A 16,704-nucleotide genomic window follows, 5' to 3' on the forward strand; every position below is an offset into this window, starting at 1 on the left:
AAATTGCCCACATCAGCGAGTGCATTCGTACCTAGCATTGGCCTTCGCGGCAGGCTTCTCTTCGGGGGTAACAAGCGGTGTGGACTCAGCGGGACCAGATCCAGGCGTACCAGTTCCTGCGCCGGCGCCTGGTCTCGGCACTCGTTTCGGCCGACGCCAACCACCCCGTCTCCCCGGGGCGCAGACTGGTGCTCGGCACCATCATCGGTATCGCGGTGGCGTTGCTGATCACCGCCGTGTTCGGGGTGATCGGCCTGCTGAAACCGTCCGGCGGCAAGGACTGGCTCTCCGGCGGCAAGGTGATCGTCGAGGAGGAGACCGGAGCGCGGTTCGTCCTCGGTGAGAACGGCACGCTGCACCCGGTGCTGAACTACGCCTCCGCGCGGCTGCTGGCCGGTGGCGACGGCTCGGCCACGGTCAAGGTGCCGGCCAAGAACCTCGCCAAGGCCGGACGCGGCGCCCGCGTCGGCATCCCCGGCGCCCCGGATTCCTTGCCGGGCAAGGAAAGACTGCTGACCAGCCCGTGGATTTCCTGTTCCCGCACGAGTCGTGACCAGCCGACCGACGCCGAGCCGCACACCTCGGCGCTGCTCGGCACCCCGTCGACCGGCCGTGAACTCGCCACCGGCGAAGGACTTCTGGCCCGGCTGCCCGGCGGCGAGCGGTTCCTGGTCAGTTCCGGGCACCGGTTCCGGCTCAGCCCCGAGGCGAGCGCGGCGTTGGGGTACGACCGCCGCGTGCCGATCGTGGTGTCGAGCCGCTGGCTGAACAGCGTGCCCGCCGGCCGGGATCTGGACTTCGTCGCGGTCGACGGGGCCGGGCGCAAGGGATTGCGGGTCGGTGGCCGCGACACCGAGATCGGCCAGGTGCTCAGCGTCGCGGGCACCAGCTCACCCGGTTACTACCTGGTGCGCGCCGAAGGGCTCGCGCCGATCACCCAGACCGAGGCCGCGCTGATCATGCAGGCCCCGGCGAACGCCGCGGCCCAGGTTTCCAGCGGTGGCAGCCAGACGGTCGAGGTGTCCGCCGCGGACATCGCCGCGGCGGGACTGGCGGCGGACGCGGGCACCGCCGGTGGTGCCGACCCGGCCGGATACCCGGACCGCATCCCGGCGGCGGTCGAGGTCAACGGCGACAGCGTGGCGGTCTGCGCCGAGGGCGACGGCTCCCACACGGCCAGGGTGACGGTCGGCGCGAACATCCCGCTGCCCGGCGGAGCGCGCACCCAGCCGGTCACCACGGGGGACGGCCGGACGGCCGACGAGGTCTACGTGCCACCCTCGGGCGGGGCGGTGCTCGCCGAACAGCCGTCGGGCACGGTCTACGTGCTCACCGATCTCGGGACCAAGTACCCCGTCGCGAGCGGTGAAGCTCTGGCCGCGCTGGGTTATGGTGCTGTACCTAAGCTGCCGGTGTCCGCCGGCCTGCTGGCGCTGGTGCCGAGCGGGCCCGCGCTGGACCCGGCCGCGGCCGCCGGATTCGGGTGAACTGGGGTGAGTCGAGGAGTGGTCAGCACGCAAGCCATCAGGGTCGGGGTGATCGAGGACCATCCGCTCTACCGCGCGGCCGTGGCGAGAGTGCTCGAAGAAGCCGAGGACATCGAACTGGGCGCGGTCGCCGACTCGGTGGCCCGCTTCGCGGTGTGCCGCCAGCCCGCGGGCAGCGTGGTGGTGCTGGACCTGAAGCTGCGGGGGATCGCCGACGCCGCGGCGGTGATGGAGATCGTCGGCATGGGGCACAAGGTGCTGGTGGTCTCGGCGCACGCCGGGCAGTCGGAAGTGCTGGGCGCCATCTCGGCCGGGGCGCGCGGCTACCTGTCGAAGGACGCCGACGGTGAGGAGATCCTGCGGGCCATCCGGGAGATCGCCTCCGGCAACTCCTACGTCTCGCCGACGCTGGCCTCGTTCGTGCTGAACTCCACGCGGGACCGCAACGCCGGGCCGAAACTGGTGCTCTCGGAACGGGAACGGCAGGTGCTCTCGCTGGTCGCGGCGGGGGAGCGGGACCAGGACATCGCCGAGGCCATGTCGATCAGCGTCCGGACCGTGCGGTCCTACCTGGACCGGATCCGCGACAAAACCGGCAGGCGCCGACGCCCCGAACTGACCCGCTTGGCCATCGAAGAAGGCATCGCCCACCCCTCGTAGCCCCCCGGCAAACGCTATGAGTGGGGCATTACTTGCATTCAACGCTAGTAATGCCCCACTCATAGCATTCGAGCCAGCTCGCCCAGCTCGGCGAGGGGAGCGGGGGGCCGGAGGCCCTGACTGTGGAACTCGGCGTCCTGGGTGTGGGGTTCGGCTGCAGGAGTGCGGGGTTCAGGTGCGCGAACGTGGGACTCGCCCGGGCCGCGCTGGATCCCGGGCGAGTCCCACACTCCCGCAGCCGACTTCCACACTCGCGGCCCCCCATCGGACACGAATGTGGCTTTGGGGGCCGAATCCGCCCCCAAAGCCACATTCGTGACAGGGAGCCGGGTCAGAGGCGTCGGTTCGGGAGGACGGCGGTGGCGGTCCGGGAGGCCAGGGAGAGCGCCGGGTCGATGTCGGCGACCAGGAGGCCGGCGTCCGCGCCCAGTTGTGCGTGGACCCGGCCGAACGGGTCGGCCACCAGCGAGTAGCCGATGCCGGTCGGGGCTTTCGGGTTCACTTCCACCCCGGTCACCGCGGGATCGGCCTGGTCGCACGCGAGCACCCAGCTGCCCGAGTCCAGCGCCCGCGCCCGCACCAGCAGATCCCACTGTTCCCGCTTGCCCTCCCCGGCGCCCCACGACGCGGGCAGCAGCACCGCGGCGGCGCCCTCCTCGGCCAGCTTCTGGAACAGCGAAGGGAACCGCACGTCGTAGCAGGTGGCCAGGCCGAGCACGGTGCCGTCCACGGTGACCGTGGCGGTCGACTCGCCCGGCGCGACCGTGTTCGACTCCTTGAAGCCGAAGGCGTCGTAGAGGTGGATCTTGTCGTACCCGCGGTGCTCGCCGAGGCCGGTGATCAGCAGCGTGTTGCGCACGCGGTCACCCGCCGGGGTGAACATGCCCGCGACGATCAGCACGTCGTGTTCGGCGGCGACCTCCGACACCGCGGTGGCCCACGGGCCGTCGACCGGTTCGGCGAGCGGGCCGAGCGGCACGCCGAACGCGGCCATCGCCGCCTCCGGGAAGACCACCACGCGGGCACCGTCCCCGGCGGCACGCGCGGTCCACTCCCGGACGAGGTCGAGGTTGGCGGCCGGATCGGTACCGGAGGTCAGCTGGCAGAGCGCGATTCGGGGCACGGGCGTCTCCTCTCCGCTGCCAAGCTACCGACCCGGCTACCGATACGCTCATGGTCATGCTCAACCGCACGGACCTGCGAGGTCGTACCCCGTCCCCCGCCGAACTGCGCGCCGCCCTGCCGCGCGCCGGAACCGACGTGGACGCCGTACTGCATTTGGTCCGGCCGATCGTGGACGCGGTGCGCGAGCGGGGTGCCGAGGCCGCGCTGGAGTACGGCGAGCGCTTCGACGGCGTGCGACCGTCCGCGATCCGGGTGCCCGCCGAAGAGCGCGTCCGCGCGCTGGCCGAACTCGACCCCGCCGTCCGCGAGGCACTCGAAGAGGCGACCAAGCGGGCCCGCAAGGTGCACGCCGACCAGCGCCGCGCCGACGTCACCACCAAGGTGGTCGAAGGCGGCACGGTCACCGAGCGCTGGGTGCCGGTCGAGCGCGTCGGGCTGTACGCGCCGGGCGGGCTCGCGGTCTACCCGTCGACCGTGGTGATGAACGTGGTCCCGGCGCAGACGGCGGGCGTCGGCTCGCTGGTGGTCTGCTCACCCCCGCAGGCGGAGTTCGGCGGCCTGCCGCACCCGACCGTGCTCGCCGCCGCCGAACTGCTCGGCGTCGACGAGGTGTGGGCGGTCGGCGGGGCGCAGGCGGTGGCGCTGCTGGCTTACGGCGGCACCGACACCGACGGCGCCGAACTGGTCCCGGTGGACGTGGTGACCGGCCCGGGCAACATCTACCTGACCGCGGCCAAGCGCCTGCTGCGCGGCCTGATCGGGATCGACTCCGAGGCGGGCCCGACCGAGATCGCGGTGCTCGCCGACGACACCGCCGACCCGGCGCACGTGGCCGCCGACCTGATCAGCCAGGCCGAGCACGACCCGCTCGCCGCCAGCGTGCTGGTGACCACCTCCGAGCGGCTCGCCGACGCCGTCGACGCCGAGCTGGCCCGCCGCGTCCCGGTCACCAAGCACACCGAGCGTGTCACCGAAGCCCTGTCCGGCAAGCAGTCCGGGATCGTCCTGGTGTCCACTGTGGACGACGGACTGCGGGTGGTGGACGCCTACGCCGCCGAGCACCTGGAGATCCAGACCGCCGACTCGCGCGCGGTGGCCGCCCGGGTCCGCAACGCGGGCGCGGTCTTCGTCGGCGCCTACGCCCCGGTCTCGCTCGGCGACTACTGCGCCGGTTCGAACCACGTGCTGCCCACCGGCGGTTTCGCGCGGCACTCGTCCGGCCTGTCGGTGCAGAGCTTCCTGCGCGGCATCCACGTGGTCGACTACAGCGAGGAGGCGTTGCGCGAGGTGGCGGGCAAGGTGGTCGCACTGGCCAACGCCGAGGACCTGCCCGCGCACGGCGAGGCGATCACCGCGAGGTTCGAAAAGTGATCTTCCTCGACAGCGCCGGTTCCTCCCTGCCGCCGTCCGAGGTGCTCGACGAGATGGTCGGGCACCTGCGCCGCGAAGCCGAGGTCGGTGGCTACCGCGCGGCCGCCGAGCGCGAGGACGACCTCGAACGCGCCTACCCGGTGTTCGCCGAGCTGCTCGGCTGCGCGCCGGAGGAGGTCGCGTTCACCGACAGCGCCACCCGGTCCTGGCTGACCCTGGTCGACTCGATCCCGCTGGAGCCGGGTGACCGCGTGCTGATCAGCGAGGCCGAGTACGGCGCGAACGCGGTGGCGCTGCTGCGGCTGGCCGAGTTGACCGGCGCGCGCGTGGACCTGGTGCCCTCGGACGAGATCGGCCAGCTGGACGTGGCCGCGCTGCGGAACCTCCTCGACGAGCGGGTCAAGCTGGTCTCGCTGGTGCACGTGCCGACCAACGGCGGCCTGGTGAACCCGGTCCGCGAGGTGACCGAGGCCGCGCACGAAGCGGGCGCGCTGGTGCTGCTGGACGCCTGCCAGTCGGTGGGCCAGCTGCCGGTGCACGCCGCCGACCTGGGCGTGGACCTGATCAGCGGCACCGGGCGCAAGTGGCTGCGCGGGCCGCGCGGCACCGGTTTCCTGGTGGTCCGGCGCGCGGTGGCCGACCGGCTGCGGCCCCGGCTGTTCGACCACAGCGGCGCCGACTGGGCCGGGCTGTGGGAGTACCGGATGCGTCAGGACGCGCGCCTGCACGAGCTGTGGGAGTTCGGCGTCGCCGACCGCCTCGGCCTGCTCAAGGCCGCCGAACACGCGCTCGAGCTGGGCATGGACCAGATCGCCGCGCAGATCGGCGAGCGGGCGGAGCACCTGCGGACCGGGCTGGCCGGGATCCCCGGCGTGACCGTGCACGACCTGGGGGAGCGCCCGAGCGGCATCGTCACCTTCACCGTCGGCGGCCTGTCGCCCGAGCGCGTGAAGGACCTGCTGTGGGACAAGGACATCGTGGTCAGCGTGACCTCCGAGGGCTCGACCAGGTTCGACATGGGACGGCGGGGCCTGAGCGCGATGGTCCGCGCGTCACCGCACTACTTCGTCACGCGGACCCAGCTCGACGAGTTCCTCACCGTGGTGACCGGCCTGCGGTGAGGCCTTCGCCACGCCTTAGGCTGGGGCGGTGGACGAGGTGGACAGGGTAGGCGCGGTGACGCTGGACGAGCTGCCGTTGCGGGAGGACCTGCGCGGACGAAGCCCGTACGGTGCGCCCCAGCTGGACGTGCCGGTCCGGCTGAACACCAACGAGAACCCGTACCCGCCGCCGGACGCGCTGGTCGAGGACGTGACCGAGGCCGTGCGCGAGGTGGCCGCCGGGCTGCACCGCTACCCCGACCGGGACGCCGTCGCCCTGCGCCGCGACCTCGCCGCCTACCTGTCCGCGAGCACCGGCGTGCCGCTGACCGAGCGGCGGGTGTGGGCCGCGAACGGGTCCAACGAGGTGCTGCAGCAGATCCTGCAGGCGTTCGGCGGGCCGGGGCGCAGCGCGCTCGGCTTCGAGCCGTCCTACTCCATGCACCCGATCATCTCGGCGGGCACGCGCACCGAATGGGTGCCCGCGCCGCGTCGTGACGACTTCAGCCTGGACACCGCCGCCGCGGCCCGCGTGGTCGCCGAGCGCGCCCCCGACGTGGTGTTCCTGACCAGCCCGAACAACCCGACCGGCGGCTCCATCCCGACCGGCGAACTGGCCGAAGTGCTGCGCGCGGCGCCGGGCATCGTCGTGGTGGACGAGGCGTACGTCGAGTTCTCCGCCCAGCCGAGCGCGGTGACGCTGCTCGCGGAGTTCCCGGCGAAGCTGATCGTCTCGCGCACGATGAGCAAGGCGTTCGCGTTCGCTGGGGGACGGCTGGGTTACCTGGCCGCCGCACCGGCCATTGTGGACGCCCTGCAGCTGGTCCGGCTGCCGTACCACCTGTCGCTGCTGACCCAGGCCGCCGCGCGCGCCGCGCTGCGGCACGCCGAGGCCACGCTCGCCTCGGTGGCCAAGCTCGCCGCCGAGCGCGACCGGGTGGCCGACGCGCTGCTCGGCCTGGGCGCCACGCCGGTGCCCAGCGACGCCAACTTCATCCTGTTCGGCCGCTTCGCCGACGCACCGGCCGCCTGGCAGTCCTTTGTGGACCAGGGCGTGCTGATCCGCGACGTCGGCATCGCCGGGCACCTGCGGGTGACCGTCGGCACGCCGGAGGAGAACGACGCCTTTCTCGGCGTCGCCAAGGAAGTCTTCGCGAAGGAGGTGCTCCGGTGAGCCGTGTGGGCAAGGTGGAGAGGACGACCAAGGAGTCCTCGATCTCGGTCCAGCTGGACCTCGACGGCACCGGTGAGGTGGAGATCGCCACCGGCGTGCCGTTCTTCGACCACATGCTCACCGCGTTCGGCGCGCACGGGTCGCTGGACCTCAAGGTGGACGCCACCGGTGACGTGCACATCGACGCGCACCACACGGTGGAGGACACCGCGATCGTGCTGGGCCAGGCGATCCGCCAGGCGCTGGGTGACAAGAAGGGCATCCGCCGCTTCGGCGACGCGTGGATCCCGATGGACGAGACGCTGGCGCACGCCGCGATCGACGTCTCGGGCAGGCCGTACTGCGTGCACCTCGGCGAGCCGGAGCAGTTCAACACCTTCACCATCGGCGGGAACTACCCGTTCGTCCTGACCCGGCACGTGTTCGACTCGCTGTCGTTCCACGCGCAGCTCGCGCTGCACGTGCGGGTCCTGCACGGCCGCGACCCGCACCACATCGCGGAGGCGCAGTACAAGGCGGTGGCCCGCGCCCTGCGTGCGGCGACCGAAGCCGACCCGCGTGCGCACGGTGTCCCGTCGACCAAGGGTGTGCTGTAGATGCCCAAGGAATTCGTCATCGTCGGCCTGCTGGCACTGGCCGGTTTCCTCATCGGCGGCGTGTACAGCACCTGGAAGACCGCCCGCGGCCTGGCGATGCTGCTCGGCGTCGGCGCGGTACTGGCCGTCGGCGGCGCCATCGCCTGGCTGGCCGGCTAGTCGCTGATGCCGTGAATGTGGGGTGGTCTCAATCGATGGTTGCAACTTAGGTTGGTTGGGATAGTAGTTCACGTAGGCATCGGGCTGGTGTGTGCCAGCCCAGTGTCTGGCGTGGGCGGTTGTTGAGTTCGGCGGCGACGTGGGCGAGGTCGTCGGCGGTGTGGGTCGTCAGGTTGGTGTGTTTGGGGAAGTACTGGCGCAGCAGGCCGTTGGTGTTCTCGTTGGAGCCGCGTTGCCAGGGGCTGGAGGGGTCGGCGAAGTAGATGGGCATCCGGGTGGCCAGGGTGATGTCGGGGTGGCGGGCCATTTCGTTGCCGCGGTCCCAGGTCAGCGAGCGGCGTAGATGCTGGGGCAGGGCGGTGATGGCGGGGATCATCGCGTCACGGACCTGTTCGGCGCTGTGACCATCCGGTAGGTGCAGCAGGATGACGAAACGGGTGGAGCGCTCGACCAGGGTCCCGATCGCTGAGGCGTTGTTTGTGCCGAGGATGAGGTCGCCTTCCCAGTGTCCGGGTACTGCGCGGTCAGCGGCTTCGGCGGGGCGCTGGGAGATCGGGATCGGGTGGCCCAGTTTCGAGGTTTGCGCGCGGGCGCGGGCCCGGTTACGCGGGACCCGCAGTGCCCGCCCGGTGCGCAAACAGGCGGCCAGTTCCCGCCGCAGCGCACCCCGGGCCTGGACGAACAGTGATTGGTAGATCGCTTCCGGGCTGATGCGCATGCCGGGGTCGTCGGGGAACTGCTCGGGCAGGGTGGCGCTGATCTGCGCGGGGGACCATTTCTGGTTCAGCCCGGCCTGGACCTGCTCACGCAGTTGCCGGTGCACGGCCAGTTTCGCCGGTTTCGGCCGTTTGCCGCGTTCGCGGGCCAGTTCGTGCGCGACCGAGGCCCGGTAGTGTTCTCGCACATCGGTGCCGGCGTGTTCGGTGCCCAGCACCCGGCCCACGGTGCGGTCGATCTCCCGGCCGATGGTGGACTTGTCCCGCCCCAGCCGGGCGGCGATCTGCGTGTTGGACTCACCCCGGGCGATCCCCACCGCGATCTCCTCCCGCTCGGCCAGGCTCAAAAACCGGCCCGACCCCGGCCGGGGAATCCTCGCGTTCGCGCTCACCCCACCAGCCTGAGCGAACCACCGCCGCCCTGTCTCGTGCGACACGCCCACCACCCGCGACGCCGCCCGCACCGACAACCCCGCACGCACCCCCTCCCAAAACCCCGCCACCACACCCACCGGCAACAACCGACGACCCATCACAACCCCTCCTCACTCAGGAGTTGCAACCACCGCTAGACACCGCGTGGCTTTCACGGCACATTCCGCCGTGAAAGCCACATTCACGGCACCTCGCATCGGCTAGGTCAGGAATGTGGGTGGGACGGCGTCGGTGAGCCAGACGCCGTTCTCGCTCAGGTGGAACACGTGCCCCGCCGCGGCCATCCGCTGCGCGGCCACGCGCAGGATCACCGGTTTGCCCCGCCGCGAGCCCACCCGGTGGGCGGTTTCCTCGTCGGGGGACAGGTGCACGGCGTGCCGGGCCATGGGCCGCAGGCCTTCCGCGCGGATCGCGGGCAGCGAAGCCGCGATCGTGCCGTGGTACAGGAATTCCGGCGGGTCGGCGACCGGCAGTTCGAGTTCGACCGCCACGCTGTGTCCCTGGTTCGCGCGGATGCGCGTTCCGCTCCCGTCGAAGGCATAACGCCGTTTGTCGTTGCGGGCGACCACTTCCTCCAGTTGCGCCCGCGTCATTCCGACCGCGGCGAGCAACTCGTCGACCGCGACCCAGCCCGCCGGGTCCAGCTCCAGTCCGACCGAGGCGGGATCGTGGCGCAGGACCTTCGACAGCCGCTTGGACAGCTTGACCAGCCGCCGCTGTTCGATCACCGCAGCACCGGCAGGATGCCGTTGAGCCCGGTCACCGCGAGCAGCCGCGTCAGGAACGGCGGCACCCCGCGCAACCGCACGCGCCCGCCGAACGCGGCCGCGCGCTTGTGCGCGGCGAGGAACATGCTCAGCCCCGTCGAGTCCACATAGGTCAGTCCGGCCAGGTCGAGCACCAGGTCCTGGTGCACCTCGGCGAGTTCGGGCAGCGCCAGCCGGAAGTCGGCGCCGGTGTGCGCGTCCAGCTCCCCGGCGGTGGTGACCACCGCGCGCCCGGCGGAGACCGTCACGTCATAGCTGAACTCGTTCATCGTTCCGTCCCGACCAGTCCGCCGGCCCAGTGCGCCACGACCAGTTCGCGCGCCAAGGGGAAGTCTGCCAAACCGGCGGCGAGGAGTTCACCCAGTTCCGCCACCGGGTGTACGCCGGCGCCGCGGGCGGCGAGCAGGTCGGCCAGCCAGGCCGCGGTTTCCGGGATGGGCCGCTGGTCTCCGGTGAGCAGGGCCGCCGAAACCGCGTGCAGCGCCTGGTCGAGCACGTCCTTCGCGACCGCCTGCAGGCTCACGGGCGCGTCGGCCAGCACATCGGCTGCGAGCGTCCACGTGGTGCGCAGCCCGGCCACCAGGCGCCGGTGCGCCAGTTCCAGCTCGGCCTGCTCGGCGGCGGGTGCGGCGGGCAGCGGCGGGGCCGCCGGGACCACGGCCGGCAGCTTCGCGATCGCGTCGATGGCGCTGTGGGCACCCGGCGCCCACGCGGTCGCACCCAGTGCCAGCGCCCGCACCGGGTCGGGACCGAACGCGGAACCACCGGCCAGCACCGGGATCCCGGCCGCGGTGGCGGCTTCGATGAACCGGCGGCCGGCGGGCAGCGCGCCCAGCACCGAGCAGCTGACCGCGGCCGCGTCCGGCCCCAGGTCGTGCAGGTACCGGTTCAGCCGCGCGGTCGTGGTCGAGGCGCCGAGCAGGGTGACGTCCCAGCCGTTCGCCCGCAGGGCGTGGCCGATGAGCATGGCGGGCAGGGCGTGCCATTCGCGTTCGGCGCAGGCCACCACCACCCGCCCGCGGGTGACCGGCACCCGGCGGACGTGCCGCGCGACCACCTCGACGGCCGCGGCCGAGACCCCGGTCGCCGCGTGCTCCCTGGCCACCGGCCACTCACCGCGCTGCCAGCGCAGGCCGACCGAGCGCTGCGCGGCGGCGATCACCTCGACCAGCACGGCCACCGGATCCTCGCCCCGGTCGAGCAGTTCGCCGATGAGGGCGGTGGCGGCGGGGGTGTCCACCGCCTCCAGCGCGCGGTCGAAGCGGTCCGCCGCTTCGGCGAGTCCCGGCACGGTCATCGGCCCCAGGACACCGCGAACAACGCCATGTCGTCGTGCGGGCGGCCGTCGAGGTACTCGTGCACGTCCCGCTCGACCGCCTCGCACAACGGTTCCGGGCCCGCACCCGCGTACGCCGGCAGCAGCTCGGCCAGGCGGCCCATGCCGTAGAAGTCGTCCGCGCCGCGCGCCTCGTAGATGCCGTCGGTGAACAGCAGCATCGTGTCGCCGACGTGCAGGCGCACGTCGACCTCCCGGTACGCCAGGTCCGGCAGCACACCGGCGACCGTGCCGACGGCCTCGATCTGCTCGATCGAGCCGCCGGCGCGGAGGATCACCGGTGGCGGGTGCCCGGCCACGGCGACGCTGGCCACCGCGGAGCTGCCGTCGCCGATGGGGCGCAGCCGCACGCACACCACGGCCACGAACCGGCTGGACTCGGCTTCGTAGAGCACGGTGTTCAACGCGGTCAGCACCTGGGACGGGCGCCGGTCGAAGTAGGCGGCGGTGCGGATGCTCTGCCGGGTGCGGCCGGTCAGCACGGCCGCCTCCACGCCCTTGCCGCAGACGTCGCCGAGCACGACCAGCCAGTCGTCCCCGGCGCCGTGCACGTCGTAGAAGTCGCCGCTGAGGTCGAGGTGCTCGGCGGCGGACCGGATGCGGGCGGCGATCCGCGCGCCGGGCAGTTCGGGCAGCTCCGGCGGGCGCAACCCGGCCTGCAACACCGACGCGACGTGGGTGCGGTCTTCGTAGAGCTGGGCCGAGTCGATCGCCAGCGCGGCACGGGCGGCCAGCCGCTCGGCGGATTCGACGTCCTCGGCGGGGAAGCCGCGGTTCGAGCCGCGGACCAGCACCAGTACGCCGATGGTGGTCCCGCGGGCGGTCAGCGCCACCCCGGCGATGTCGGCCGGGCGCAGTTCGGCGGCTTCCTCCCGCAGCCGTGGGTGCGGGAGCATCGCGTCGAGGGCGGTTCCGTCCTCCTCCGCGACGTGCAGCACCTCGGTGCGCCCGGAGGACAGCACGCGACCGAGCCCGGTGTCCGGGTCGACACGGACGGTGACGGGTGTGGTCGCGGTCAGTTCGGTGCCGCCGTGCAGGACGAGCCTGCCGGAGCGCAGTTCGGGCAGTGCCAGCACGGCCCAGTCGGCGAACGCCGGGCACAGCAGGTCCAGGAGGCGCAACGCGGTGCGGCGCAGGTTCAGCGAACCGGCCAGCTCACCGGTGACCCGCTCGGCGAGGCCGGTCGTCGCGGGGGCGTCCGTCCCAGGTTGCATCAGGCTCCTTCTCGGCTCCTGTCGAGGGTACTTCCCGGAGCGGGTCGTCAGACCCCACCTTCGGCGGCGGGTTTGAGCAATCGCGCGCCGGGGCCGAAGCGGGCCATCTGGTCGTCGTGGTTGTAGAGCCCGCAGACCCGCAGCGAGAGGCAACCGCAGCCGACGCAGCCGGTGAGCCGGTCGCGCAGGCGCTGCAGCGCGTCGATCCGCGCGTCGATCTCGGACTGCCAGTTGCGCGAGAGCCGGGTCCAGTCGGCCTTCGTCGGCGCGTGGTCCTTCGGCAGCGTGGACAGCGCCTCGCTGATCTGCTCCAGGCTCAGCCCGACCCGCTGGGCGGCCCGGATGAAGGCGATCCGGCGCAGCACCGACCGGGCGTACCGGCGCTGGTTCCCGGCGGAGCGTTCGGAGTGGATCAAGCCCTTGTCCTCGTAGAAGCGCAGGGCGGTGTGCGGTACCCCGCTGCGCTCGGAGACCTGCCCGATGCTGAGGTGGTCGGCGAGTTTGGTCACCCGGCCACCATAGCCTTGACTTCGACTTAGGTCGAGGTTGCACGGTCGTGACATGACTGCCACCGCCACCGGCTACCACGAACTGCCCCGGCTGATCGGCCTGATGACCGGCGACGAGAAGCACTCCGCCGCGGCTACGTCCACTGTAGACGTTCTGTGGGTGCTCTACGACCGGGTGCTGAACATCTCACCGCGGCAGCCGAACGACCCGCGCCGCGACCGGTTCCTGCTCTCCAAGGGGCACGGGCCGATGGCCTACTACGCGGTGCTCGCCGCGAAGGGCTTCCTGCCCGAGGGCGACCTCCCCGGCTGGGCGGGGGTGGAGTCCCGGCTCGGCATGCACCCGGACCGGATGCGCGTGCCGGGCGTGGAGATCTCCAGCGGCTCGCTCGGGCACGGGCTCGGGATCGCCGTGGGGGAGGTCTACGGCCTGCGTGCCCAGCGGATCGGCGCGCGGGTGGTGGTGCTCCTCGGGGACGCCGAACTGGACGAGGGCTCCAACCACGAGGCGATCGCGCTCGCCGGACGGGAAGGCATGGAGGCGCTGACCGCGGTGGTGGTCGACAACCGGTCCGCCAGCCTCGGCTGGCCGGGCGGCATCGCGCGGCGCTTCGCGGTGGAGGGCTGGGCGACGCGCACGGTCGACGGCCGCGACCACGAAGCGCTCCACGAGGCCTTCACCGCATCGCACCCGGGGCGCCCGCTGGCCGTGATCGCCGAAGTGGAACGGAAGGGCTGAAACCGATGTCGAGCATGCGCGACGAATTCACGTCCACAATGGACGAAGCGATGGCGGTGGACCCGCGACTGGCGCTGGTGCTCGCCGACATCTCGGTGGACCGGGTGCGCGCGGCCCGGCGCCGCCACCCGGACCGGGTGATCAACGTCGGCATCCGCGAACAGCTGCTGGTCGGCGTCGCGGGCGGGCTGGCGCTCTCGGGTATGCGCCCGGTGGTGCACACCTTCGCCTCGTTCCTCGTGGAGCGCCCGTTCGAGCAGGTGAAACTGGATCTCGGGCACCAGGGCGCCGGCGCGGTGCTGGTGTCCTCCGGCGCGTCCTACGACATGTCCTACGCCGGGCGAACGCACCAGTCACCGGGGGACGTGGCGCTGATCGACTCGCTGCCCGGCTGGACGGTGCACGTGCCGGGACACCCGGCCGAGGCACGCAGGCTGCTCTGCGAGTCACTGCCGGGGGACGCGAGTGTCTACTTGCGACTGTCCGAAGCGGTCAACGCGGAACCGTTCATCGGCGCGGGTTTCCAGGTGCTGCGACGCGGTGGCCGAGGGGTGGTGCTCGCCGTCGGCCCGATGCTGGACCGGGTGCTCGCGGCGACCGCCGCGCTGGACGTGACCGTGCTCTACACCGCGACCGTGCGCCCGTTCGACGCGGCCGGACTGCGCGCCGCGGTGGACGGCGCGACCGCGGACGTGGTGCTCGTCGAGCCCTATCTCGCGGGCACTTCGGCGCACCAGGTGGCCGAAGCGCTCACCGATCGCCCGCACCGCCTGCTTTCCCTGGGTGTGCGCCGCGATCGCGAAGTGCGCATCTACGGCGGCATGGCCGACCACGACGTGGCGCACGGACTCGACGAACAGGGCATCGCCGCGTCCGTGCGCGCTTTCCTAGGTGCTGTCCGGTGAGTTTGGTCGATGGGCTTCGTGATCCAGGGACCGCCTGGGCGCGGAGAGCGCGACCTTGACTCACCGGACAGCGCCTAGGCTGACTCGCCCAGATAGTCGGCCAGCAGGCAGGTGATGTTGTCCGGCCCGCCGCCCGCGTTGGCCAGGTCGATCAGCCGGCGCACCGCGGCGTCCGGGTCGGCGACGCTGTCCAGCACCTCGCGGATGGCCTCGTCGCTGACCACGTCGGTCAGCCCGTCCGAGCACAGCAGGAACCGGTCTCCCGGCGCCGCTTCGTGTTCCGAGAGGTCCGGCTCGTGCGTGCTCCCGCTCTGCAGCGCGCGCACCAGCATCGACCGCCGCGGGTGGACCTCGGCCTCCTCCGGCGTGATGCGCCCTTCGTCGACCAGGGTCTGCACCAGCGTGTGGTCGCGGGTCATCTGGTAGAGCACGCTGTCGCGCAGCAGGTAACCCCGTGAGTCGCCGATGTGCGCCAGGCCGAACCTGGGGCCGTTCCACAGCATCGCGGTGACCGTGGTGCCCGCGCCGGCGGGCGCGTGCTCGTCGAGCAGCCTGCCCGCCTCGGCGACCGCTCCGGCGAGCGCGCCGGTCAGGTCCTCGTGCGGTTCCTTGTCCAGTTCGCGCAGTGCGTCCACGGCCAGTGCGCTGGCGACCTCACCGCTGGTGTGCCCGCCCATGCCGTCAGCCAGCACGAGCACCCGGGAACCCGCGTAGGCGGCGTCCTCGTTGCCCTTGCGGTTGAGCCCTGGATCCGTGTCGACCACCACACGGAATTCTTGTGTCATGCTTCCAGTAGAGCATGTTGTGAACTCAATACACAAGTGATTGTGCCGTGGATTAGCATGTCGTTATGAACGAAGCGACCGTGACCGCCGGCGACATCGCCCGGCTGGTCGACGTGGGCCGCGCGGCGGTGAGCAACTGGCGCCGCCGTTACGACGATTTCCCGCGTCCGGTCGGGGGAACCGCCTCCAGTCCGGTGTTCTCCCTGGCCGAGGTCGAAGACTGGTTGCGCCGCAACGGTAAGCGCTTCGAGGTTTCACTGGCCGAGCGGGTCTGGCAACGGCTGCGCGCGGCGGCCGACGACCTGGCACTCGGCGAACTGGTCGCGGAAACCGGCATCGCACTGGAGGACGGTGGTTTCCGGGCGGACGAACTGCTCAGCGGCGCGGTGGGCGAACTCGGCCGCCGCGCGGTGTTCGAGTTCCTCTACGAGCGCTACCAGGAGGTGCACGTCCGCCGGTTGCCGGTGACCCCTGGGCCGATCGCCGAGTTGATGGCGCGGCTGGCAGGCCGGGTGGACTCGGTGTTCGACCCGGCCTGCGGCACCGGCGCGCTGCTGCTCGCCGCCGCCGCGCCGCGCGCCTGCGGCCAGGACCTGGACGAAACCTCCGCCGCGATGACCGGCACGCGCCTGCGCCTGGCCGGGATCGACGCGCGGGTGGTCGCGGGCGATTCGCTGCGCCACGACGCCTTCGGCACCGAAGTCGCCGACGCCGTGCTGTGCGATCCACCGCTCAACGAACGGGCCTGGGGGCACGAGGAACTGGCCGGTGACGCGCGCTGGGCTTACGGCGTGCCGCCGCGCGGTGAACCGGAACTGGCCTGGGTGCAGCACTGCCTGGCACACGTGCGCCCCGGCGGGACCGTGGCGATCCTGCTGCCGCCCGCGGTCGCCGGCCGCCGGTCCGGCAGGCGGATCCGCGGGAACCTGTTGCGTGCCGGGGCGTTGCGCGCGGTGGTGACCATGCCGGACGGCACCAGGGACCTGTGGTTGCTGCGCCGCCCGGAACCCGGCACCGGCGGGGACCGGGTGCTGCTCATGGAGTCCACAGAGGACTTGTCGATGGTCGAAAAGGCTTGGGCGGAGCCGGATTCCTGGACGACTCGGGTGATCGACCTGCTCGACGACGACGTGGACCTGAGCCCGGCGCGGCACCGCGGTGCCGATGGCGGCGAGAGTTTCCTGGCCGCGCTGGAGGGTTTCCGCGCGCGGGCGCTGGACGCGCCGGAGCTGGCGGTGCTCACCCAGGACCGCTCGTGGCCGCTGATCACCATCGGCGAGCTGATCAAAGCCGGGCTGGTGCGCAAATCCGGCGAGGGCGTGCCGGTGAAGTCCCCGGCGGGCACCGAATACCGCGTGGATCCCGAACGCATCGACCCGGACTTCCTGGCCGGGCTGCTGCGTTCGGCGATGCACCGGATGACCTCCAACTCCACCCGGCTGGACCTGCGCCGCGTGCGCGTGCCCCGGCTGCCGCTGGCCGAGCAACGGGCCTATGGGCGGGCGTTCCGGCGGCTCGGCGAGTTCGAGGCACAACTGGCGGAGGCGGCCGAATACGGGGAAAGGCTGGTGCGGCTAGGCTTCGACGGGCTGGCGGACGGCCATTTGCAGCCGGAGGACTGAGGAG

Annotated in this window: 18 protein-coding genes; 10 read left to right on the plus strand and 8 right to left on the minus strand. The window is 72.0% G+C overall.

Translation table 11 applies throughout. From position 1 onward, the window contains the following. The first annotated feature begins 77 nt into the window (after positions 1–77). Together eccB and L3Q67_RS21695 are read left to right on the plus strand one after the other, a co-directional pair. A complete protein-coding gene (eccB, locus tag L3Q67_RS21690; RefSeq protein WP_499191201.1) occupies positions 78–1,487 on the plus strand; it encodes a type VII secretion protein EccB in 1,410 nt (469 codons plus the stop codon). Between the two features lie 6 nt (positions 1,488–1,493). Further along, the gene (locus L3Q67_RS21695) at positions 1,494–2,147 is read left to right on the plus strand and encodes a response regulator transcription factor (RefSeq protein WP_499191202.1); all 654 of its coding nucleotides are present in this window, start codon (positions 1,494–1,496) and stop codon (positions 2,145–2,147) included. A 331-nt stretch (positions 2,148–2,478) separates the two neighbouring features. Here L3Q67_RS21695 and L3Q67_RS21700 read toward each other — a convergent pair whose 3' ends face one another. Beyond that, entirely contained in the window at positions 2,479–3,270 is a 792-nt protein-coding gene (locus L3Q67_RS21700) for a carbon-nitrogen hydrolase family protein (RefSeq protein WP_499191203.1), read from the minus strand. Positions 3,271–3,326: 56 nt separating this feature from the next. Here L3Q67_RS21700 and hisD point away from each other — a divergent pair, with 56 nt between their 5' ends. The 5 genes from hisD to L3Q67_RS21725 are packed head-to-tail and all read left to right on the plus strand — an operon-like array spanning position 3,327 to position 7,672. Further along, on the plus strand, positions 3,327–4,643 hold the full coding sequence (gene hisD / locus L3Q67_RS21705; RefSeq protein WP_499191204.1) for a histidinol dehydrogenase: 1,317 nt from the start codon (positions 3,327–3,329) through the stop codon (positions 4,641–4,643). Continuing rightward, positions 4,640–5,764, plus strand: coding sequence for an aminotransferase class V-fold PLP-dependent enzyme (locus L3Q67_RS21710; RefSeq protein ID WP_499191205.1), 1,125 nt, complete (start codon positions 4,640–4,642; stop codon positions 5,762–5,764). Before hisD ends, L3Q67_RS21710 begins: the two co-directional genes overlap by 4 nt. A 37-nt stretch (positions 5,765–5,801) precedes the next feature. Beyond that, positions 5,802–6,917: a histidinol-phosphate transaminase gene (locus L3Q67_RS21715; protein WP_499191607.1), complete on the plus strand. Its 1,116-nt coding sequence runs from the start codon at positions 5,802–5,804 to the stop codon at positions 6,915–6,917. After that, a complete protein-coding gene (hisB, locus tag L3Q67_RS21720; RefSeq protein ID WP_209669155.1) occupies positions 6,914–7,513 on the plus strand; it encodes an imidazoleglycerol-phosphate dehydratase HisB in 600 nt (199 codons plus the stop codon). Before L3Q67_RS21715 ends, hisB begins: the two co-directional genes overlap by 4 nt. Continuing rightward, entirely contained in the window at positions 7,514–7,672 is a 159-nt protein-coding gene (locus L3Q67_RS21725; RefSeq protein ID WP_209669153.1) for a CG2302 family histidine operon protein, read from the plus strand. Positions 7,673–7,718: 46 nt separating this feature from the next. On the opposite strand, the gene L3Q67_RS21730 is transcribed toward L3Q67_RS21725, so the two are convergent. From L3Q67_RS21730 to soxR, 6 genes are all read right to left on the minus strand, one after another. Further along, entirely contained in the window at positions 7,719–8,921 is a 1,203-nt protein-coding gene (locus tag L3Q67_RS21730) for an IS30 family transposase (RefSeq protein ID WP_499183822.1), read from the minus strand. Positions 8,922–9,023: 102 nt separating this feature from the next. Further along, a complete protein-coding gene (locus L3Q67_RS21735; protein WP_499191608.1) occupies positions 9,024–9,548 on the minus strand; it encodes an RNA 2'-phosphotransferase in 525 nt (174 codons plus the stop codon). After that, entirely contained in the window at positions 9,548–9,859 is a 312-nt protein-coding gene (locus L3Q67_RS21740) for an STAS domain-containing protein (protein WP_499191206.1), read from the minus strand. Before L3Q67_RS21740 ends, L3Q67_RS21735 begins: the two co-directional genes overlap by 1 nt. Then, positions 9,856–10,887 carry a cobalamin B12-binding domain-containing protein gene (locus L3Q67_RS21745; RefSeq protein WP_499191207.1) on the minus strand — a complete coding sequence of 344 codons (1,032 nt, stop codon included), beginning with the start codon at positions 10,885–10,887 and terminating at the stop codon, positions 9,856–9,858. Before L3Q67_RS21745 ends, L3Q67_RS21740 begins: the two co-directional genes overlap by 4 nt. Further along, on the minus strand, positions 10,884–12,140 hold the full coding sequence (locus L3Q67_RS21750) for a PP2C family protein-serine/threonine phosphatase (protein ID WP_499191208.1): 1,257 nt from the start codon (positions 12,138–12,140) through the stop codon (positions 10,884–10,886). Before L3Q67_RS21750 ends, L3Q67_RS21745 begins: the two co-directional genes overlap by 4 nt. 47 nt (positions 12,141–12,187) lie before the next feature. Beyond that, positions 12,188–12,649 carry a redox-sensitive transcriptional activator SoxR gene (gene soxR, locus L3Q67_RS21755; RefSeq protein WP_209669146.1) on the minus strand — a complete coding sequence of 154 codons (462 nt, stop codon included), beginning with the start codon at positions 12,647–12,649 and terminating at the stop codon, positions 12,188–12,190. Between the two features lie 52 nt (positions 12,650–12,701). Here soxR and L3Q67_RS21760 point away from each other — a divergent pair, with 52 nt between their 5' ends. Together L3Q67_RS21760 and L3Q67_RS21765 are read left to right on the plus strand one after the other, a co-directional pair. After that, positions 12,702–13,388, plus strand: coding sequence for a thiamine pyrophosphate-dependent enzyme (locus L3Q67_RS21760; protein ID WP_499191209.1), 687 nt, complete (start codon positions 12,702–12,704; stop codon positions 13,386–13,388). Positions 13,389–13,393: 5 nt separating this feature from the next. Next, entirely contained in the window at positions 13,394–14,293 is a 900-nt protein-coding gene (locus L3Q67_RS21765; RefSeq protein ID WP_499191210.1) for a transketolase family protein, read from the plus strand. A 74-nt stretch (positions 14,294–14,367) separates the two neighbouring features. On the opposite strand, the gene L3Q67_RS21770 is transcribed toward L3Q67_RS21765, so the two are convergent. Beyond that, a complete protein-coding gene (locus L3Q67_RS21770) occupies positions 14,368–15,078 on the minus strand; it encodes a PP2C family protein-serine/threonine phosphatase (protein ID WP_499191211.1) in 711 nt (236 codons plus the stop codon). A 65-nt stretch (positions 15,079–15,143) separates the two neighbouring features. On the opposite strand from L3Q67_RS21770, the gene L3Q67_RS21775 reads away from it, so the two are divergent. Further along, positions 15,144–16,700, plus strand: coding sequence for an N-6 DNA methylase (locus L3Q67_RS21775; RefSeq protein ID WP_499191212.1), 1,557 nt, complete (start codon positions 15,144–15,146; stop codon positions 16,698–16,700). The last annotated feature ends 4 nt before the right edge of the window (positions 16,701–16,704 follow it).

This window comes from Saccharothrix sp. AJ9571 (assembly GCF_021725495.1).
In the GTDB taxonomy this organism is placed as follows: Bacteria; Actinomycetota; Actinomycetes; order Mycobacteriales; family Pseudonocardiaceae; genus Amycolatopsis; species Amycolatopsis magusensis.